Source organism: Irregularibacter muris, from assembly GCF_024622505.1.
GTDB lineage: Bacteria > Bacillota > Clostridia > Eubacteriales > Garciellaceae > Irregularibacter > Irregularibacter muris.
In genome coordinates this window covers 122,554-141,311 of record NZ_JANKAS010000002.1, presented here as the reverse complement: position 1 = coordinate 141,311, position 18,758 = coordinate 122,554, and the positions used below count along the sequence as shown (strand labels likewise).

Below are 18,758 nucleotides of genomic sequence, written 5' to 3'. Positions count from 1 at the left end.
TCACAATCTTTGAAGAACCTCACAATAACTAGTTATTGTGAGGTTCTTGTAACATTATATATAATAGGCTAAAAGATAAATAGATTAAACTGGTCGCCGCTGCAACAACACCAGAATCATTAACCATAAATCCTGTAATACTGGCCACCACTATTCCAGACCAACCAATTGATAAATAAGGATATTTATCAAAAACTTTTTTCAGTTCTTCATAGGGTTTATAAAACAATATAGCAAAAACAATAAGGGAAGTAACTAGTACTTTGCTCCAAATAGTCACCTTAAAAAGCCTTATGTTCATAGAGACTTTTCTAGAGATAATCATAAAGACAGTAACAATTCCTCCTTCTTTTATGGATTGTATTGCCCGAGCAAGATGACTTTGGTTCTCCAATAAAAAAGTATCAATTACTGCCATAATCGCTACAGCTGCAGCCATACCTATAAAGCCAATTAGAATTTGTTTCCAGCTAATTTTAATCTTATACAATCTGAGAAATATAAAAGCGGATGCAGCTGTAGCTGTCAGGGTTCCTCCTACATTAGCTCCCCATTGGGGATATCCTATAGCTATAATTAATAGGGCAAATAACCCTAAGACTCCCCCCTTAGGAACATTAAATAATTCTTTTACTCCTAAGAAAAGTACTAAAGCAGCTCCTACCAATACTCCCATAAACTCATTTCCTATGCCGTAATATCTGGCTCCTATAATTGGATCATATCCAAATAGGGAGGAGCGAATTAGCGGACTACCCATTACGATATCTCCTACAAGTCCTATGGTCATCAAAAGAGAGATCAAAACAATGGGGAGTATAGGGTTATTAAACCTTTTCCCAATATAGTATGTTATCCAACTAATCAGAGCGGTAACTGCAATGACGGCTATAAAGGTATAGGGTAGACTTTTTATCCCTAGCACAGGTAAAAAAAGTAAAACTACAGGAATGACTAGTCCACTTAATAGCAAATTCTTAATGGTGGGATAAAATTTAGAATTAATTTTCCCTTTAAATAAAATCATAATAAGAGCTATAATAAGTAACACAATCTGATAGATGACAAAGGTAGTCAGAACAGGTAGTCTATTATTGGAGATGGCAACAGTATAATCATTTAGTTTTAATAAGGAATCCAAATGATCATGAGCAGGAACTTGTCCTATAGGGTTGCCTACCATATGGTTTTCTTCTATATCTAAGTACTCTAAAATAGTAGGCGCAATATCTACATTACCGATAATTCCTGTTCTTCTTGTGGTACTAGAGGTGAGTAACCCCTTTTCCACGCCCTCACCAAATAAAACAATTGGTGTTAGTTTATACCCCTCTTTGATATCTTCTGTATTGGAAAAAGGAGTTACGATGATTAATAATTTGTTTTCCTTTTCCACTAGAGTTTTTACATCCTCTAAAAACAAATTCATTTCTTGGAGGCTGTCCTCCTTATAGCGTTCGAACATATCCGGAGAAAGATTATCTTTTTCCTCTTCTAACCGAGTGATGTCTCCTGTTTCTATAACAGTGAGCCCAGGAGAATCCTGATTTTTTTCTAATTCTTCATATATTTTAGCATAATTTGTTCTTATGCCTCCAGGGTAGCTTATGTCATCAATCAAGACATCATGGGAAACAATTCCCCTGTCTACTCTCCCCCATTGATCCATTGCAATGAGCACATGGGGGCTTCTGTTTTCCTCACCTATGTCCATATTTCCATAGACTGCGGTTTTACGTCCTGCCTCTTGAATAAGAGTTCCCAACTGACCGGCTACTGCCCCATATTCACCTGCTTCGTTATAGGCAATTAGTCGATTGATTTCTAAATTTACAATTCCATTTTCAGGAGCTTTTTTACCCGTCCTCAAGTGATAAATACTTTGACTTTCAGGTGTTACAGGATAGGCTTGGGAGGTTATCCAATTGCCTTCGGCTCTAGTTCCTGCCCCTATAGTTGCATAAGCCTTTGGAGTAATTGTACTTCCTGCGGTACGGGTATTTAGAAGACCAATTCCACCATGTTCAATTATTTTTTCCATAGCATCCATTTTTAGTAGGTCATTATAATTAACCTGGTTAATAACAATCATAACCACCTGTTTATTCTCAGCTGCTTCTGCTGGAGAAGTCATGGCAGCTATCATGAGAAAGGTACAAATGATGGATATAAATATCCTTCTGAAAAACCTATTTGTCAAATAAATCCTCTCCTATTTCTCTTCTAAATATCTTTTCAGTAACTCTTCTAACAATTCATCTCTTTCCACTTTTCTAATAAGACTACGAGCATTTTTGTGACTAGTAATATATGTAGGATCACCAGAAATGATATATCCCACCAATTGATTTATAGAGTTATATCCTTTCTCATTTAATGCTTGATAAACCTCAGATAGGACATCTCTAACTCTTTGAGATTGATCCTGCTCCATATTGAATTTTATTGTATAATCTTGTTCTTTACTCATAGATAAAGCCTCCTTAGTTATAGTTTCACTCTTATTATATAATGTATTAGAAAGTTTTTCTATATTATTAGGTTTTTTGTATAAAGTCCTATGGACAATATCAATTTCATTATTTCCATATCCCTCCATAATAAAACAGAAAAGGCGTAAAATTACGCCTTTATCCTTTTACTTTTCTAATTGTTGAAGAATAATATCTTTAGATTTTTCTAAAGCTTCAGCTATCTTATCTATTTCTTTCCCTCCGGCTTGCGCCATATCAGGTCTCCCGCCGCCGCCACCACCGGCTACCTTGGCTATTTGACCAATTAACTTTCCTGCATGTATTCCCTTTGGTAATAAATCCTTAGTGGCCATAGCTAAGAAATTTACCTTATCATTTTTTGATGTAGCTAAAATAATTAACCCTGAACCTATTCTATCCTTTAGTTGATCTCCTAGTTTTCTCAATCCATCCATGTCTAATTCATCCTGTCGAGCAATGATTGTAGGAATATCAGATATCTCCGTTTTTGTATTGATTAACTCATCCACTATATTGCCTGCCATTTTGGCTTGAAGTTTTTCTAGTTCTTTTTCTCTATCTTTTAACTCTTTCAATAAACCTTCAATCTTATCTATTAAATAATCAGGCTTAGCTTTCACCCTATGGGCAGATTCTATTAAAATGGTTTCATGATCTTGATAGTATTTTAGAGCACCTTTGCCCGTTAAAGCCTCTATTCTACGTACACCGGCAGCTACCCCACCTTCACTAGTTATTTTAAACAAACCAGCCTGACTAGAATTTGATAAATGTGTTCCTCCACAAAGCTCGATACTGAAGTCCCCTACTTTTACTACTCGCACTTTTTCACCATATTTTTCTCCAAATAGGGCTGTTGCTCCCATTTCCTTTGCCGTTGTGATATCTGTTTCAAGGACCTCTACAGGCAAGCTTTCCAAAATTATTTCATTAACTCTCGCTTCTATTTTCTCCAATTGGCTCTGGGTTACACCTTCATAGTGTTGGAAGTCAAAACGCAGCCTATCAGGTGTCACCAAGGAACCGGCTTGTTCAACATGCTCCCCTAATACTTCTCTTAAAGCCTTGTGCAGCATATGGGTAGTTGTATGATTTCTGGCTGTGTCCATTCTTAATCCTTTATTTACTTTGGCCTTAACGATTTGCCCTACCTCAAGGGTTCCTTCGGATACCTTTCCAAAGTGAAGAATTTTTCCACCATTCCCCTTTTTACAATCTGCGATCCTGATTATACCGGTTTCTGTTTGAATAATGCCCCTATCTCCTGCTTGGCCACCACTTTCAGCATAAAAAGAAGTTTGATCTAAAAGTATAATGACCTGGTCATCCTTGGCAACCTGATCTACAAGATCCTCTTGCTTTGCTATTGCTAGGATTTTTCCCTCAACCTCTAATTGACTATAGCCAACAAACTCTGTAGAAATATTCTGATCAAGGTGCATAAAAGGGTCTTCTTTCCAACTTACAATATCACTTTCTGCCCTTGCCTTTCTAGCTCTTTCCCTTTGTCCTTCCATTTCCTCATGAAAACTCTCTTCCTCAACTTCCATTCCCTCTTCTTCAAGGATTTCTTTTGTTAGATCCAAAGGAAAGCCATAGGTATCATATAATCTGAAGGCCTGGGCACCGGGAATTACCTTGATTCCCTCTTGCTTCATTTGTGTGATAAGATCCTTTAATAGATGGAGCCCTTGGTCTATAGTTTCTTGGAATCTTGCTTCCTCAATAGAAATAATCTTTTCAATAGACTCTTGTTTTTCACCTAATTCACTGTAAGCATCTTTGGAAACTTCGATGACCTTTTGACATACTTTATAAAGGAAAGGCTCTTTAATTCCCAAAAGTTTGCCATGACGTGCAGCCCGTCTCAATAAACGTCTAAGTACATAGCCCCTTCCCTCATTGCTAGGCAAAATTCCATCTCCCACCATAAAGGTAACGCTTCTTATATGATCGGTAATCACTCTAATAGACATATCCACTGCATCATTTTGGCCATATTGAATATTGCCTAAAGAACATACATAGTCCAATACATGCCTTATAGTATCTACTTCAAATAGGGAGCCAACCCCTTGCATAATGGCAGCCATACGTTCTAAACCCATTCCTGTATCAATATTAGGATGAGCCAAAGGATTATAATTGCCTTCCTCGTCCTTATCAAATTGTGTAAATACTAGATTCCAAAACTCAACAAAGCGGTCACAGTCACAGCCTACAGCACAATCCTCTTGACCACAGCCTGCTTCTTCACCTCGATCATAATATAGCTCTGAACAAGGTCCACAAGGTCCTAGTCCAATTTCCCAAAAATTATCCTCCTTGCCCAATCTTACAATTTTATCAGGAGAGACCCCTATTTTTTTAGTCCATATATCAAAGGTTTCCTCATCATTTTCATATATACTTACCCACAGCCTATCCTCAGGTATCTCTAGCTCCTTTGTAATAAATTCCCAAGCCCATTGAGTAGCCTCATCTTTAAAATAATCTCCAAAGGAAAAATTCCCAAGCATTTCAAAAAAAGTTCCATGTCTCGCGGTTTTTCCTACCCTTTCAATATCTGGGGTTCTTATACATTTCTGGCAAGTAGCCACTCTTTTACTTGGTGGTTTTTCTTCTCCAATAAAGTATGGCTTGAGAGGCGCCATTCCTGAGTTAATTAATAATAAACTATTATCATTTCTAGGCACTAATGGTGCGCTAGGTAACCTTAAATGCTGTTTTTTCTCGAAAAAACTCAAAAATCTTTCTCTAATTTCATTTAAACCTAATGCTTGCATTTTACACCCTCCTCTTTAAATAAAAAAATATATATAACAATAAAAAAACTTCTCATCCCAAATAGGGACGAAAAGTCATTCTCGCGGTACCACCCTAGTTATTGATTTAAATTAAATCAATCCCTCATGCAAATAACGGTTGCCCTCCGTTAAGACCTACTGTAATTTCAATCTTAAAGCTCCAAGACTGCTTCTTTTTACCTATCTGGAAACCTTTCAGCCGAGGGTTTCTTCTCTGGGAGAATTCAGTAAAAATACTCCTTCTCTTCCTTGCTTTTTCTAGTATGATTTAGTTGGATTTGATTATATATAAGAACACTTTATTTGTCAATATTTTTCCCCTAATCAACAATATAATTCATCAAATGGGTACCAATTACTTTTATGGTTGCTGTAAAGGGAACGGCTAATATCATGCCCACAACTCCAAAAAAGCTCCCTCCAATGAATAGAGATAGTATAATTGCCACTGGATGTAGCCCTACACTAGATCCAATAATCTTAGGAGAAACAATTCCACTTTCTAATTGCTGAATAATAGCAATTAATATTAAAACCCAAAGAGCTTTAATAGGTTGCTGTATAAAAGCCACAATCATAGCCGGAACAGCTCCAATGACAGGACCAAAATAGGGGATAACATCTACAATTCCTGCAATCAGCCCGATTACCAATGCATATTTAACGTCTAGTAAATATAAACCTATTGCTGTACTGCCCCCTACAAAGGTAGCCACTAAAATTTGTCCTCTAATATAGCTACCCAACACTTTATCTACACTCGTGGAAATTTCTAGTATTTCTGTTCTCCATTTTTGAGGAATAAGTAAAGTTATCCTTCTTTTAAATTCATCTTTATCCTTTAAAAAGTAAAAGGCTAAGATAGGTACAATAATAATATTGAGAAATCGGGAAAAAAAATTGATAACAATACTGGATATTTTTTGTAGAGAATGAATAGCAATATCTTCTATTCGATTTATATTTTGATTTATGATATTATTAATGCTTTCTGGCAATTGGTTTTTACTGGATTCTCTAAAATTCTTAACAATTTTTTGAACTTGTTCTGCATAATCTGGTAAATCAGACACCAGCTTGCTGGTTTCATCTACAATTGTAGGAATTACACTCCAACCCAAAATCACAATTAAACCAATAAATAATAAATAAACCAATAAAACACTATAAAATCTCCCTACACCTTTTTTCTGCACAAAATTGACTAAAGGATTAAGTAAATAGGCAAAGGCAATAGCTATAATAAAAGGACTTAATATAGAAAATAATTGAGCTCTAATTTTCAAAAGGAAATATAAAATTAAAAAAACAATTACATAAAAGAGTCCTAAAAGCCATGTTCTTCTTTTAAATATCATTTTTTAGCCCTCCTTCCCATCTTTCTTATCAAAATATTTCTTTATTCCTCCTGTTTTATCAATTCCCCGCAAATACTTTGCTGATACAATGATTCTTTTCTCTTCAAAAGCCACCTCTTCAGATACAGGAATTTTTAATCTGCCATGAATAAGATCGTCAAAAACCCCCTCAGTTATTTCTAAACTGTGAATTTTTCCATTTTGTACATCAAAGAGGATATCTTCTATAAAGCCAATTTTATTTCCCCTATCATCGATTACTTCCATATGAAAGGGATGAAATTCATCGTCTAAAATACTTTGCACCTCTGGCATCTTTGTAGAAGACATAATTATCCCTTCATTTTTAATGATTACAGCATCCTTACCTATATTATGTATGTCCTTTAACAAAAGAATTTTCGCCCCTTTAAACCAGCCTCCTTCATCTAGCAAAAAACCAAGCACCTTTTTTTTACTTTGACTAAATAGTATATCTTTTATTTTATTTACCTCATTACCTTTCTCTAAAACAATAATGGGTAAATGAATCATTGACTTAGCTTTTTTCAAATTTCTCCTCCTCCCTAAATGCTGTTTCAAAGCAATAAATACCCTTCTATCCTTATTTACAACATAAAATAATAAAAAAGAGAAGCGGCCTTTTAAAAATGAGCCGCTTATTCTTTGATAGATGAATAAAAATTCTATTATTTAGCTTTTTTATCTTGATAATCTTTAACAGCAGCTTTAATGGCTTCCTCCGCCAAAACCGAACAGTGCACTTTAGCAGGTGGAAGTCCATCTAATGCTTCTACCACTGCTCTGTTAGTCAATTGTTGGGCTTCTTCAATGGTCTTTCCTATAATTAATTCAGTGGCAATACTGCTGGTGGCAATTGCTGCACCACATCCAAAGGTTTTGAATTTTACATCTTTAATAACATTATCCTCTACCTTGATGTACATTTTCATAATATCCCCACATTTGGCATTGCCTACTTCTCCAACTCCATCTGCCTCTTTTATTTCTCCTACATTTCTTGGATTTGTAAAATGATCCATTACTTTATCGCTATACATATTATTCTCCCCCTTTTACCTTTTCATACAATGGAGACATTCTTCTTAGCCTATCAATAATAATAGGCAGTTCCTTAAGAACATATTCAATATCCTCTTCTTCAGTATATCTTCCAATGGTCAATCTTAATGAACCATGAGCAATTTCATGGGGCAAGCCAATGGCTAAAAGAACATGGGAAGGATCCAAAGAACCTGATGTGCAGGCTGACCCACTTGAACCACAGATGCCCACCATGTCAAGACTTAACAATAATGCTTCTCCTTCAATGAATTCAAAACTCATATTTACGTTTCCAGGTAGCCTTTTTGTAGGATGCCCATTTAACTTGACATAATCAATATTATCCATAATTCCTTTAATCAATTTATCCCTTAAAAGGATTGTTCTTTCAATGTGATTTTGTAAATTTTCGAGAGCTAACTCAGCTGCAAGTCCAAAACCTACAATACCGGGTACATTTTCTGTTCCTGCTCTTCTTTTTCTCTCTTGAGCACCACCGTGAATAATTGGATCAATCTTTACACCTTTCCTTATATATAGAGCCCCTATTCCTTTTGGTCCATATATTTTATGGGAAGACATAGACATTAAATCAATATTCATATCTTGGACATCAATTTCAATATTTCCCAAGGCTTGTACACCATCTGTATGGAAGTACACCCCATGTTTTTTAGCCATTTCTCCTATTTCTTTAACAGGCTGGATAGTGCCTATTTCATTATTAGCAAATACTATGCTAATTAATATGGTCTTCTCCGTAATAGACTTCTCCAATTCCTCCAGATCAATCAAACCATATTGATCTACTGGGAGATAAGTAATTTCAAAACCATGCTTTTCTAAATACTCACAAACGTGTAACACTGCATGGTGTTCGATTTTTGTGGTAATAATATGGTTCCCTTTTTCTTTTAAGGCCATAGCAATACCCTTTATCGCCCAGTTATCTGATTCTGATCCACTACCCGTAAAAAAAACTTCCTTCGAATCAGCACCAATTAATTTTGCCAATTGTTCTCTAGCTTTCTCCACTACCTTTTTATTTTCCCTTCCATAGGAATAAATGCTAGAAGGATTGCCAAAACCTTCGGTAAAATAGGGCAACATTCCTTCCAAAACCTTTGGATCGGTTGGAGTAGTTGCTGAATAATCAAAATATCTTCTTTTCATTTCATTCACCCCAATTTTTGTCAAATATAGTACATGTAGGCATCTTTATCAAGTTTGTTTTTATAATCTTCTACTAAATCTGCCAATGTTATGTTATCAATTACATTATTAATACTATTGCGAATGTCTTCCCATATTCCTCTAGTCACACATAAGTCTGATTTAGTGCAAGCCCGGGGATCCTTTTCCAAAACACATTCAGTAGGCGCAATGGGTCCTTCCAGAACTCGAATGACATTTCCTACAGTAATCTTCTTAGGTTCATGGGCCAAGTAATACCCTCCTTGGGCTCCCCTAACACTATTGACCAACCCTGCCTTTCTCAAAGTGGCAAAAAGTTGTTCTAAATACGGTTCTGAAATTAATTGTCTATCTGAAATTTCCTTTATAGATATAGGACCTTGACCATATCTTACAGCTAAATCAAACATTGCTGTAACTCCATATCTACCTTTAGTAGAAAGCTTCACTTTCACCAACTCCTTCTTAAATCCCGAGCTGTTAAGTCGGAATTCAAATAAAGAATATCACAGGCTATCTAATATGTCAATATTTTCTGTTAAATAATTAATTAGTTCCTCATACTTTTAAAGAGGATGATTTATATCTATATATAGTATAGACAATTGAAAGAAATAAATTTAGAAAGTTTAATTTGACATTTGTCCACAATACCTCATTATTTTCATGATAAGAATCTTATCCTCCTAACAAAAATTACCACCTTAATTCTTCTTCTAAAACCTTGCAATACTATATTGTTTTAAGTTATTATTAAACATGTAAATATTTTGTATCTAAACTGTAACACATTGCAGCCTGGATACATAAAAAACTAAAAGAAAGCGGTGACCTAAATGAAAAACAGAGTAGTAGCAACAATAGTGTTAGCCTTGGTCGGACTTATGGTATTTGCACCTATGGCTAGTGCACAAATCTTTTATTTCAGTTCTGGAAATAATACATCAGACAACCATATACAACCAATAAAGCTAAGTGCAGGAACAATCGGAAGTTATAAGGGTTTTTTAGATACAAATAATATTTTTTACTTTTTAAATCATAGATTTATCAATAGACCTGTACAACCAAGCAATCCAACAACACCTGAACAACCAAGTAAGCCAGATCCAAAACCCGAACAACCAACAACACCTGAACAGCCAAGCAAGCCAGATCCAAAGCCCGAACAACCAACAACACCTGAACAGCCAAGCAAGCCAGATCCAAAGCCCGAACAACCAACAACACCTGAGCAACCAAGTAAACCAGATCCAAAACCTGAACAACCAACAACACCTGAACAACCAAATAAACCAGATCCAAAACCTGAACAACCAACAACACCTGAACAACCAAATAAACCAGATCCAAAACCACCTGTAAGTGGGGGAACCAATAACACAGTTAATGCTGAAGAATTAAAGATGTTAGAATATGTAAACAGTGAAAGAGCAAAAGCTGGTGTTGCTCCACTACAAATGGATACAGAGGTAGCAAAGGTAGCAGAAATTAAATCTCAAGATATGGTAGACAAAAATTATTTCTCCCATACTTCACCAACCTATGGAAGCCCCTTTGATATGATGAAAAGCTTTGGTATCAAATATAGAACCGCTGGAGAAAATATAGCAAAAAATTCAACCATGCTTAAGGCCCATCAAGCTCTAATGAACTCTGAAGGCCATCGACAAAACATATTAAATCCCAACTATACTCACATGGGAATTGGTATTGTACAAAACAAATCTACATCAGGAATTACCGTTACACAAATGTTTATTGGAAAATAGAAATAATATAAACAGTGAAAAATAATGTAAGCATCACATAGTCCTCATCCTAACGCAAAATGGGAATTATGTGGTGCTTACATTATTTTATAATTATTATATTCTCATTACATATACATATATATGTAATAAACCCATAATTAATGGATAAAAACTTATACTGATACCGTTCTTGATACCAATCTTGAAAGTCAGTAACAACATTGAATATCCCACTCCAAATGAATTTGGAAAACCTATTGCTTAAGATATGGAATTTTTCATGTGGAACTATTGACCTAAGCCCATAATATTTATTCTATAAGGTAGGTGTAATTATGTTAAACAATCAGTCTAAAGCTTATTGTATTACTGATAATTTTCTAAACCTTTGGATCTTTCAATACACATCTAGAAGCGAAATTTTATATGAAGTTTATAACAACCAATATAAAAAAATACACTCAGCAATACTCACTACTGATTGTACTGAAGATTTTTTGCTGGATATAGGGAAAGGAAATGATATCCATCTAGTCCTTAGAAAAAAATCTGGAGAAATACTATATTATTTTTTTAATGGAGCAAAATGGAATATATTAAAACTATTTGATTTAGAAAACTACAAGGATTCCCTTCAGTTACTTTCTTTACATATCCACAAAGATAAGACTCATATTTTATACAGCATACAAAAAGCAACAAATAAATGGTTCTTTATAGATCTATTCTGGGAAAATAATTACTGGAACCAAATTGTTTTTTTTGAAAGTACTACAAAACCGATTAGAGATACGAATGTGAGTATACAAGATGATGAGGGAAATATCTATTTGATTTGTAAATGCTGGAATGAGCAAGAAAGACAACTACAATTATTCCAATTTCATGAAGAAGCTAATCTATGGACTCAAAATATTCTGCCTTTTAAAAAAGGAAATTCCCCTAATATTTGGATCGTAGAAAATAAAATACATCTCTGCTACATTTCGTCAACAGATGGAATATACCGTATTCATTATCTTAGTAAAAATACTTCACCCTTAAATGAGACTCAGTGGGAAAGGAAAATAGAAGTTTATTCTTGCAGCAACAAAATTTATTGTCCCTTTTTTGGGTTAGTGGAAAATAAACTTACCCTTTTCTGGATAGAAGAACAAAAGCTATATTATATACAATCTAATAATATGGGAAAAACATGGGATCCCTCTTGTAAAGTTCTTGCCCATATATCTCAATATAAGCTTTACAGATATTTATCTGAAAAGCAAAATTTTAATAATAAAGCTTTCTATATTTTATTCGATGCACAAAATGGTCGAACCTGCCCCATTTCCTTTTTTTTGAAACAAGAGGATTATAAAAAATTTCAACAAAACGCTTTATCCAATTCTAGTGACTTAAACTTTATTTCTAATACGAATAAAAAAGAGGAGATATTTTTAACAGATCTTGTTCAGATACAAAATGAGAAAATCTTTGAAAATCCTCCTAGTGAACATGCAAAGGTGTATATGAAATCATTAGATGAAATGATTCTAAAATTACATAAAGAGAACAATAGCCTAAACAAACAACAAAACACTTCCTCTGTTTTTAAAAATTCAAATAATCCAATACAAATCAAACCTGAATTTTTAAAAACAATAGTAAAAACAGGCGAAAATATCGGCCCAAAATCCCATACCTTAGAATACACCAACATGGTTCGTGAATTACAGAAAGATACTAAAAATCTAAAAAACGAATTTAACAAAAAAAATACCGCAACAGATCCATTAATAGATTTTAAAACTTTCTTATTGGAAAATCAAAATCAGCTAATGAATGCTTTGAATTCTATCGAAGAAAATTCCTTGTCTTTAAATGAAGTTATAGATGCAGTTGCTTGTATAAAAAAAGATACAGCGTTGATAAAAGAGAAAATAACAACGATTGAAAAGAATGAAAATACTAAAAAAGGTTTTTCACTATTTAAATAATACATGTAAAAATTATTTTAAGGGGCTATATTTAGCCCCTTTCATATGATTTATTTGCCAATCTTTAAGCTATATTTTAAAAACCCCAATTAACAAAGGTCTGCAGCAAAAGCAGAAATTGTTCCTTGGTTGACATTTATAGCTGTTGCCAATGCTACAGTTGCTGTAGCTTCTACTGCTACCCTATATACACAACAATCGTCGTCAAAACAACCATCACAATCACAGATACTAAAGCTTACAGGTATTGAACTTCCTACTGCAAGTGCTAAGCCTTGAGTAAAGTCAAAGGATTGAATTTGTATTTCGTCACCTGAACCACAACGTTTAAATACTCTAAATGTTATCGTTGTCCCAACAGCAATAGCTGCGGAAAAAGTAATAATAGCAGAAAAGTCTATTTTCGTACATGGTCTTTTAAAGCAACACAAATCTGGTACTGACACAGTTGCTACATTTCTAGGCATAACCGTATCTCCTATAGCTATAACCGATATACCGCTAGCCCCACTAATATTATTACATTTAAATACAACTTTATCAGGACTGCAATCTACTTTACGACAACAATCATCCTGTCTATGACATCTAGAAAAACATTTCTCATCATTTTTCTTATTATCTGTTTGATAACCAGGTTGGTAATAAACAGTCATTATTATCTTCTCCTTTCCATCTATACGAATATGAGTTTTAGAATACAAATTAAGCATTCTCTACTAGCAGTATATTAATGTTGATAATTTAGGTACCTAAATTATCAATATTTATTTTGAATTTAATCGTTACTTCTCACGATATGGTTTTAAATAGCTAAACATAAACAAGATTTAAAATGCAAAAAATAAGAGCTGCTAGCTCCTCTTATTTTTCACCTCCAAATAAATCCCCGTATTGTAGCGGGAAAAATAATGGGAAAGAATGGTCATCAAAATCATCACAGGCGTTTTCTTGACTAAAGTCTACACTTTGTGGTGGCTCTGGACAGAATCCAAATGTAGGCACTAAAAGTTGCACTTTGCCAACAACTTTTATTACGATGAAAACCCCTACCGCAAAAGTAACTTGACATTTATCTATTATAGGTTCAGCCAATATATTGGAGCTAGTATCTACAACAATATTAAATTCAAATTCATCTCGTGCCTCTGGTACAAACATTACAATATCTTTATATATATCTGGTAAATTTCCTTTTAACGTTGTTCCATCTGCCATGAATATTTCATAAGGTATTCTTAATTCAAATCTAACTCTACTGAAATGTGGTTTATTAGGCATATCACTTTTAATTAGTGTACCTGGTACAATGTAACCTGGTGCAAATTTTATGCATTCAATTGTTCCACTTTCTATTTCAAGTTCTAACTGTGGAAAACACTCTCTGTCCTGATATTGGGAATAGACTTTATCAACTACAATACAATCCACTTCTTTAATGTGATGCATATCGAATTCCATTTTACAATCATCACGATTAAAATTTATATCCCTTTCCATCTTTTTCACTCCTTTTATTTAATAAATCTATTTCTACTTTCATATTATGAATTAAAGAGATCTTTGTGATATTATTTTTATTTTAAATAAAGGAGCGATTATCATGAATAAAAACATTCAAGAATATACCTACATTCAAGATTCATTAAACCAGTCTTTTATCTTTTATGTAGATAAACAACATAATTTAATTTTTAATGAATTAAAGACAGATAATAACTATACCAACACTAAAATAGTAAAGAGTAATGTAGCAGATTTTGCAGCAAATATTGATAAGAATAATAAACTTCATCTGCTTTACTTGCTTAATAGTGGAGAACTAATCTATGCTGTATATTTAAATAAAACCTGGGAGGAAAATGTAGTTAGAAAATTGGACCCTCGATCTAATCGATATAAATATTTGAATTTATTTATACATGAAAGTCATATTAGTATATTTTACGCTTTTACTAATATAATCAATACCAATCTATGGAGTATTGAGCATATAACCAAAGATTCAACTTACTGGTCAAAAAAAACTATTCTTAGTGTTTTCTCTGGAAAAAACTTCACTCCTTTCTATCTGGATAAAGATAAGTTTGGAAATATATTCTTAATCTATAGAGCAAAAGAATATACTACCAACCATATCTACTATACTTTTTATAATATTTTCAATAAAGAATGGGTGAAAGCCCCTGCTAAAATTTCATCTTCTGAAATAGACAATATTTCTCCCTATTTATTTATTGATTCCCGGGATAATATTCATGTTCTTTGGTATAGTTTAGACGATAATGATTACTTACTTACTTATAAACAGCTCTCTCCTATGAGACAAAGCAAATATCATTGGACAGAAATCAATCTGCCTAAAATAACAAATTCCAGCTATCCTCCTATTATGTTTGAAAAAAATAACAAATTATATATTGTATGTATTGGAGAGGATAAAATTCATTGCCTTGTCTCAGAAAATTATGGATTAAATTGGAATTTAGAAAATGAAGTTTCATTAAATGACCGTCCAATTCATCTAATTAAGCATTTTTGTAATATTACCTCTACGAATATCCATAATAAAATCCATCATTGTTATGGTAGTATTAATGATGACCATATTTATTTCTATTTAGGTGAGAATCTTAATGAACAATCTATAACGGATAAAATATCATCATCATTTTTAGAAAATGAACAGCAGGTGAACAGTAATTTAGTAGAGCAAAAGGAACAAATAAATACTCAAAATATTGAAGAGGATCCATTAATGAATTTAAAAAATGATATAGTAGAAAATCAAAATGAACTAATAAATGCTTTGAATTCTATAGAAGAAAACTCCACATCTTTGAAAGAAGTGATAGATACCATTACGAATATCCAAAAAGATATAGAGGTTATTAAAGAAAAAATAACCACTATTGAAAAAAATCAAAATACTAAGAAAAAACTTTTTAATTTTTAAGAAATTATCTATTCAAAAAATATCTTGGTAATTTTTTGAAATGCTCTATTGACTTGCTGTTTTTTCCTCGTAAAATCAAGATCTTTACTCGATATTTGATGTAATCTTTTTTATTTGATAATAATTATCATTTACATTTAGGGATAATTATGTTATTCTAGTTTATAGGCTAGCTGGCACGTCAATATTTAACTTTCATTATTTTAAGGAGGAATACTATTGGCTAGACCTATGGGTCCTAGATTTAAATTATCAAGACATCTTGGTGTTGATGTTTTCGGACACCCTAAGGCATTAAACAGAGGGGTAAAAAAACATAAGCACTCAGAATACGGAGAACAATTATTAGAAAAACAAAAACTAAAGACATACTACGGGTTATTAGAAAAACAGTTTAGAATTTATGTAAATAAATCATTAAAATCTCGTCAAAATCCCGGAGAAGTATTGACTCAAATGTTAGAAATGAGATTAGACAATCTGGTATATAGATTAGGATTTGGCTCATCCTTGAGACAGGCAAGACAAATGGTGGTGCATGGACATATCTTAGTAAACGGCCAGAAAATTGACCGCCCTTCCTTGGCTGTCAATGTAGGAGATGTCATTTCCCTAAAAGAATCTTCCAGAAAAAACGATATTTTTGCGGATAATTTTAAAAATTCAAATACTTTCTTACCTTATCTTGATAAGGATATCGATAATTTTTCTGGCAGACTAACCAGACTGCCTCTAAGGGATGAACTTCCTATAGAGATCATTGATTCAAAGATTATAGAATATTATTCAAAATAATAAAGACAAAAAAGAAGCTAGGCAATTTGCACTAGTTTCTTTTTTGTCCATTAAATCTATACTTTTTTCTTCGTGCCCTGTTTTTTCTCCTTTTGGCTTGTGCATTTCTATTCATAATAATAAATAGAATAGGCAAAGCAAGGATAAATATCCACCAATAGGCTTTGAAAAAACCTTTTTTTCTTATACTTTCCTTTGCCACTAAATTTCCCTTGGCAACTACTTTATCCCCTAAAAAGTAAGTAATTTCCCCCACCTTTTCACCCTTTTCAATAGGAGCTTGGAATTTGCTAGATTGAATCTCTTGATTATCCTCCGACTCTATCTTTTTATTAACTTTTGGAATATCTTCTTTTTTTATTAAGCCTTTTATATCCTTTTCGGTAATGATTTCCATTTCCTTTGGGTCTTTAGGATGGGCATTTTTTATTTTGACTTTTGTAATGATCTCCTCTTTTTGGGCAAAGACGTGATGTTTAAAATTTTCTATGCCGTAGGATAATAATTTAGTAGAATCACCCCATACATCACCTTCAGTACTTTTAAACACGACTGCGATAACATTTACGTCCTCCTTTACTGCCGATGATACTAAACATCTCCCAGCTGACGTAGTTCTACCGGTTTTGATGCCCTGGGCATAGGGGTAAAAATTCCTACTTCCCTGTTGAATTAACTCATTGCTATTTTGCCAGGATCTTTCTTCCTCTTCATTATTTTCTAAGTCCTTAGAGGTCCTGTAGAAAAGCTGAGGAGTTTTCACGATCTTTCTAAAAATTTGATTTTTCATAGCTTCCCTAGAAATCATCGCCATATCCAAGGGAGTAGTATAATGGTCTTCATCATGATAGCCATGGGGATTGACAAAATGTGTATGTTCTGCCCCAATTTCCTTGACTTTTTTATTCATAAGTTGTGCAAATTCTTTTATTGCTTGCTCTTCTGTTAGAGAAGGATTGTTACTTGTCTTTTTTGCAATATGTACAGCTATGGCATTAGCAGCATCATTACCTGAGGGCAACATGAGTCCATAAAGTAGTTGGGATAATGGTAATTTTTGTCCTGCAAATAAATCAGCTCTACTACTATCTTCTGAAATACTTTCTACTTCTTTTCCCAGAGTAACTACCTCATCCAAATCTCCGTATTCAATAGCTAATAAAGCCGTCATAATTTTGGTGGTACTGGCAGGATACATTTTCTTATCCATCTCTTTTTGGAATAAAACCTCTCCAGTTCCCTGTTCTATTAACACTGCGCCTTCTGCACTTACGGTTATTGAGGGCTGGTTGTCCTCTGTTGCCAAAGCTTCTATACCCGTAAAACCAAATAGAAATATGAGTAATAAAATAATGCCTATTGTTCTTTTCAAGTTTTTCTCTCCTTTGTGGTCAAGTAAAATGTTCCTTTATCATTCTATTTGCCCATTTATCATAACATAATATTTTCCCGCAAGAATATTCTCTTATACATTAATAGCTCCACTTCAATAAAAGTTGCATGTTAAACCACCATTTTTTTAGCAGGATAGTATTTGTCGTACCACCTCCAATAAATTTTCTCCTTGGATATCAGCTTCTTTAAAAGCTGCTCCTATTTTAGCGGTTTTACAACCTGCCATCTTTCCCGCTAATATATCTGTATTTCTATCTCCAATCATCCAGCTTTCTCTACTATCAATGGGATATCTATTCAAAAGATCTACTATCATTCCAGGGTTGGGCTTCCGGCAAGGAGAGTCTTTATTAAAATCAGGGCAATACACGATCTCCTCTATTTTACAATAGGGAAATAACTCTTGTTTCAATCTTTGATGGATTCTTTCTAAATCCTCAGGCTTAAAATATCCTCTTTCTATTCCTCCTTGATTGGTCACCACAAATAGGATAAATCCAGATTGATAAGCTAGACTTAGAGCTTCTTTGGCTTCCTGATAAATAATTAAATCCTGTGGTTGATTTACATGTTTTTTATTGTCATTAATGACACCATCTCGATCTAAAAACAATGCCTTGAGCATAAAATCCTACACTCCTTTATCCTTATTTTTACGAATATTTTTCCCTTCATTGAATGTTTTTATCAGTTCTTCCTTCCTTTTTCTACTAAGCTTTCTTACTATTGCTTCTCGCTTCTGGGCTAAACTTCGGGTATCATGCCATTCATAATAAACTAACTCCACTGGCAATTTGCTACGGGTATATTTGGCACCTTTGCCACGATTATGGGTTTGGGTTCTCTTATCAACATCAGTAGTCCAGCCTGTATAATATGTACCATCACTACATTTCACCATGTATGTATAGGGCAATGAAAATCCTCCTTAACTGAATTGGGGTATCTATATTCTCTTTG

General features: G+C 33.6%; 17 protein-coding genes and 1 other annotated feature. Of the genes, 4 read left to right on the top strand and 13 right to left on the bottom strand.

Translation table 11 applies throughout. From position 1 onward, the window contains the following. Positions 1–28: 28 nt before the first annotated feature. The 8 genes from NSA47_RS02985 to NSA47_RS02950 all read right to left on the bottom strand — a co-directional run bounded on the left by NSA47_RS02985 (position 29) and on the right by NSA47_RS02950 (position 9,368). Positions 29–2,200, bottom strand: a complete 2,172-nt coding sequence (locus NSA47_RS02985; protein WP_257529416.1) for a hypothetical protein — start codon at positions 2,198–2,200, stop codon at positions 29–31. A gap of 12 nt (positions 2,201–2,212) precedes the next feature. Then, positions 2,213–2,470: an IreB family regulatory phosphoprotein gene (locus tag NSA47_RS02980; protein ID WP_257529415.1), complete on the bottom strand. Its 258-nt coding sequence runs from the start codon at positions 2,468–2,470 to the stop codon at positions 2,213–2,215. 168 nt (positions 2,471–2,638) lie between these two features. Next, a complete protein-coding gene (gene alaS / locus NSA47_RS02975) occupies positions 2,639–5,281 on the bottom strand; it encodes an alanine--tRNA ligase (protein ID WP_257529414.1) in 2,643 nt (880 codons plus the stop codon). A gap of 60 nt (positions 5,282–5,341) precedes the next feature. Beyond that, positions 5,342–5,561 (bottom strand) — a binding site (T-box leader). A 61-nt stretch (positions 5,562–5,622) separates the two neighbouring features. Further along, positions 5,623–6,660, bottom strand: coding sequence for an AI-2E family transporter (locus NSA47_RS02970; protein WP_257529413.1), 1,038 nt, complete (start codon positions 6,658–6,660; stop codon positions 5,623–5,625). A gap of 3 nt (positions 6,661–6,663) precedes the next feature. Next, entirely contained in the window at positions 6,664–7,212 is a 549-nt protein-coding gene (locus tag NSA47_RS02965) for a PRC-barrel domain-containing protein (protein WP_257529412.1), read from the bottom strand. Positions 7,213–7,349: 137 nt separating this feature from the next. Beyond that, positions 7,350–7,721, bottom strand: a complete 372-nt coding sequence (gene nifU, locus NSA47_RS02960; protein WP_257529411.1) for a Fe-S cluster assembly scaffold protein NifU — start codon at positions 7,719–7,721, stop codon at positions 7,350–7,352. A 1-nt stretch (position 7,722) separates the two neighbouring features. Further along, on the bottom strand, positions 7,723–8,898 hold the full coding sequence (gene nifS / locus NSA47_RS02955) for a cysteine desulfurase NifS (RefSeq protein WP_257529410.1): 1,176 nt from the start codon (positions 8,896–8,898) through the stop codon (positions 7,723–7,725). 20 nt (positions 8,899–8,918) lie between these two features. Further along, the gene (locus tag NSA47_RS02950; protein ID WP_257529409.1) at positions 8,919–9,368 is read right to left on the bottom strand and encodes an RrF2 family transcriptional regulator; all 450 of its coding nucleotides are present in this window, start codon (positions 9,366–9,368) and stop codon (positions 8,919–8,921) included. A 387-nt stretch (positions 9,369–9,755) separates the two neighbouring features. Between NSA47_RS02950 and NSA47_RS02945 the strand changes: the two genes are divergently transcribed. Further along, the gene (locus tag NSA47_RS02945; protein WP_257529408.1) at positions 9,756–10,691 is read left to right on the top strand and encodes a CAP domain-containing protein; all 936 of its coding nucleotides are present in this window, start codon (positions 9,756–9,758) and stop codon (positions 10,689–10,691) included. A 317-nt stretch (positions 10,692–11,008) separates the two neighbouring features. Continuing rightward, entirely contained in the window at positions 11,009–12,652 is a 1,644-nt protein-coding gene (locus NSA47_RS02940; protein ID WP_257529407.1) for a hypothetical protein, read from the top strand. 89 nt (positions 12,653–12,741) lie between these two features. Here NSA47_RS02940 and NSA47_RS02935 read toward each other — a convergent pair whose 3' ends face one another. Continuing rightward, a complete protein-coding gene (locus NSA47_RS02935) occupies positions 12,742–13,308 on the bottom strand; it encodes a DUF4489 domain-containing protein (protein WP_257529406.1) in 567 nt (188 codons plus the stop codon). A 208-nt stretch (positions 13,309–13,516) separates the two neighbouring features. Next, positions 13,517–14,152 carry a hypothetical protein gene (locus tag NSA47_RS02930; RefSeq protein ID WP_257529405.1) on the bottom strand — a complete coding sequence of 212 codons (636 nt, stop codon included), beginning with the start codon at positions 14,150–14,152 and terminating at the stop codon, positions 13,517–13,519. Between the two features lie 103 nt (positions 14,153–14,255). Here NSA47_RS02930 and NSA47_RS02925 point away from each other — a divergent pair, with 103 nt between their 5' ends. Together NSA47_RS02925 and rpsD are read left to right on the top strand one after the other, a co-directional pair. Then, on the top strand, positions 14,256–15,608 hold the full coding sequence (locus NSA47_RS02925; protein ID WP_257529404.1) for a hypothetical protein: 1,353 nt from the start codon (positions 14,256–14,258) through the stop codon (positions 15,606–15,608). 219 nt (positions 15,609–15,827) lie between these two features. Continuing rightward, positions 15,828–16,403: a 30S ribosomal protein S4 gene (gene rpsD, locus NSA47_RS02920; protein WP_257529403.1), complete on the top strand. Its 576-nt coding sequence runs from the start codon at positions 15,828–15,830 to the stop codon at positions 16,401–16,403. 31 nt (positions 16,404–16,434) lie between these two features. Here the strand turns inward: rpsD and NSA47_RS02915 are convergent, their stop codons facing one another. The 3 genes from NSA47_RS02915 to NSA47_RS02905 all read right to left on the bottom strand — a co-directional run bounded on the left by NSA47_RS02915 (position 16,435) and on the right by NSA47_RS02905 (position 18,714). Further along, the gene (locus NSA47_RS02915; RefSeq protein WP_257529402.1) at positions 16,435–17,775 is read right to left on the bottom strand and encodes a D-alanyl-D-alanine carboxypeptidase family protein; all 1,341 of its coding nucleotides are present in this window, start codon (positions 17,773–17,775) and stop codon (positions 16,435–16,437) included. Between the two features lie 147 nt (positions 17,776–17,922). Beyond that, positions 17,923–18,423 (bottom strand): D-glycero-alpha-D-manno-heptose-1,7-bisphosphate 7-phosphatase, encoded by a 501-nt coding sequence (locus tag NSA47_RS02910; RefSeq protein ID WP_257529401.1) that lies wholly within the window; start codon positions 18,421–18,423, stop codon positions 17,923–17,925. Positions 18,424–18,429: 6 nt separating this feature from the next. Then, positions 18,430–18,714, bottom strand: a complete 285-nt coding sequence (locus NSA47_RS02905) for a GIY-YIG nuclease family protein (RefSeq protein WP_257529400.1) — start codon at positions 18,712–18,714, stop codon at positions 18,430–18,432. Positions 18,715–18,758 lie beyond the last annotated feature (44 nt).

What these genes read in the sequence shown, in the direction of transcription:
- NSA47_RS02980 (WP_257529415.1), bottom strand. Translation starts at nt 2,470, where the DNA reads ATGAGTAAAGAACAAGATTATACAATAAAATTCAATATGGAGCAGGAT.
- alaS (WP_257529414.1), bottom strand. Translation starts at nt 5,281, where the DNA reads ATGCAAGCATTAGGTTTAAATGAAATTAGAGAAAGATTTTTGAGTTTT.
- NSA47_RS02970 (WP_257529413.1), bottom strand. Translation starts at nt 6,660, where the DNA reads ATGATATTTAAAAGAAGAACATGGCTTTTAGGACTCTTTTATGTAATT.
- nifU (WP_257529411.1), bottom strand. Translation starts at nt 7,721, where the DNA reads ATGTATAGCGATAAAGTAATGGATCATTTTACAAATCCAAGAAATGTA.
- nifS (WP_257529410.1), bottom strand. Translation starts at nt 8,898, where the DNA reads ATGAAAAGAAGATATTTTGATTATTCAGCAACTACTCCAACCGATCCA.
- NSA47_RS02945 (WP_257529408.1), top strand. Translation starts at nt 9,756, where the DNA reads ATGAAAAACAGAGTAGTAGCAACAATAGTGTTAGCCTTGGTCGGACTT.
- NSA47_RS02940 (WP_257529407.1), top strand. Translation starts at nt 11,009, where the DNA reads ATGTTAAACAATCAGTCTAAAGCTTATTGTATTACTGATAATTTTCTA.
- NSA47_RS02935 (WP_257529406.1), bottom strand. Translation starts at nt 13,308, where the DNA reads ATGACTGTTTATTACCAACCTGGTTATCAAACAGATAATAAGAAAAAT.
- NSA47_RS02930 (WP_257529405.1), bottom strand. Translation starts at nt 14,152, where the DNA reads ATGGAAAGGGATATAAATTTTAATCGTGATGATTGTAAAATGGAATTC.
- NSA47_RS02925 (WP_257529404.1), top strand. Translation starts at nt 14,256, where the DNA reads ATGAATAAAAACATTCAAGAATATACCTACATTCAAGATTCATTAAAC.
- NSA47_RS02910 (WP_257529401.1), bottom strand. Translation starts at nt 18,423, where the DNA reads ATGCTCAAGGCATTGTTTTTAGATCGAGATGGTGTCATTAATGACAAT.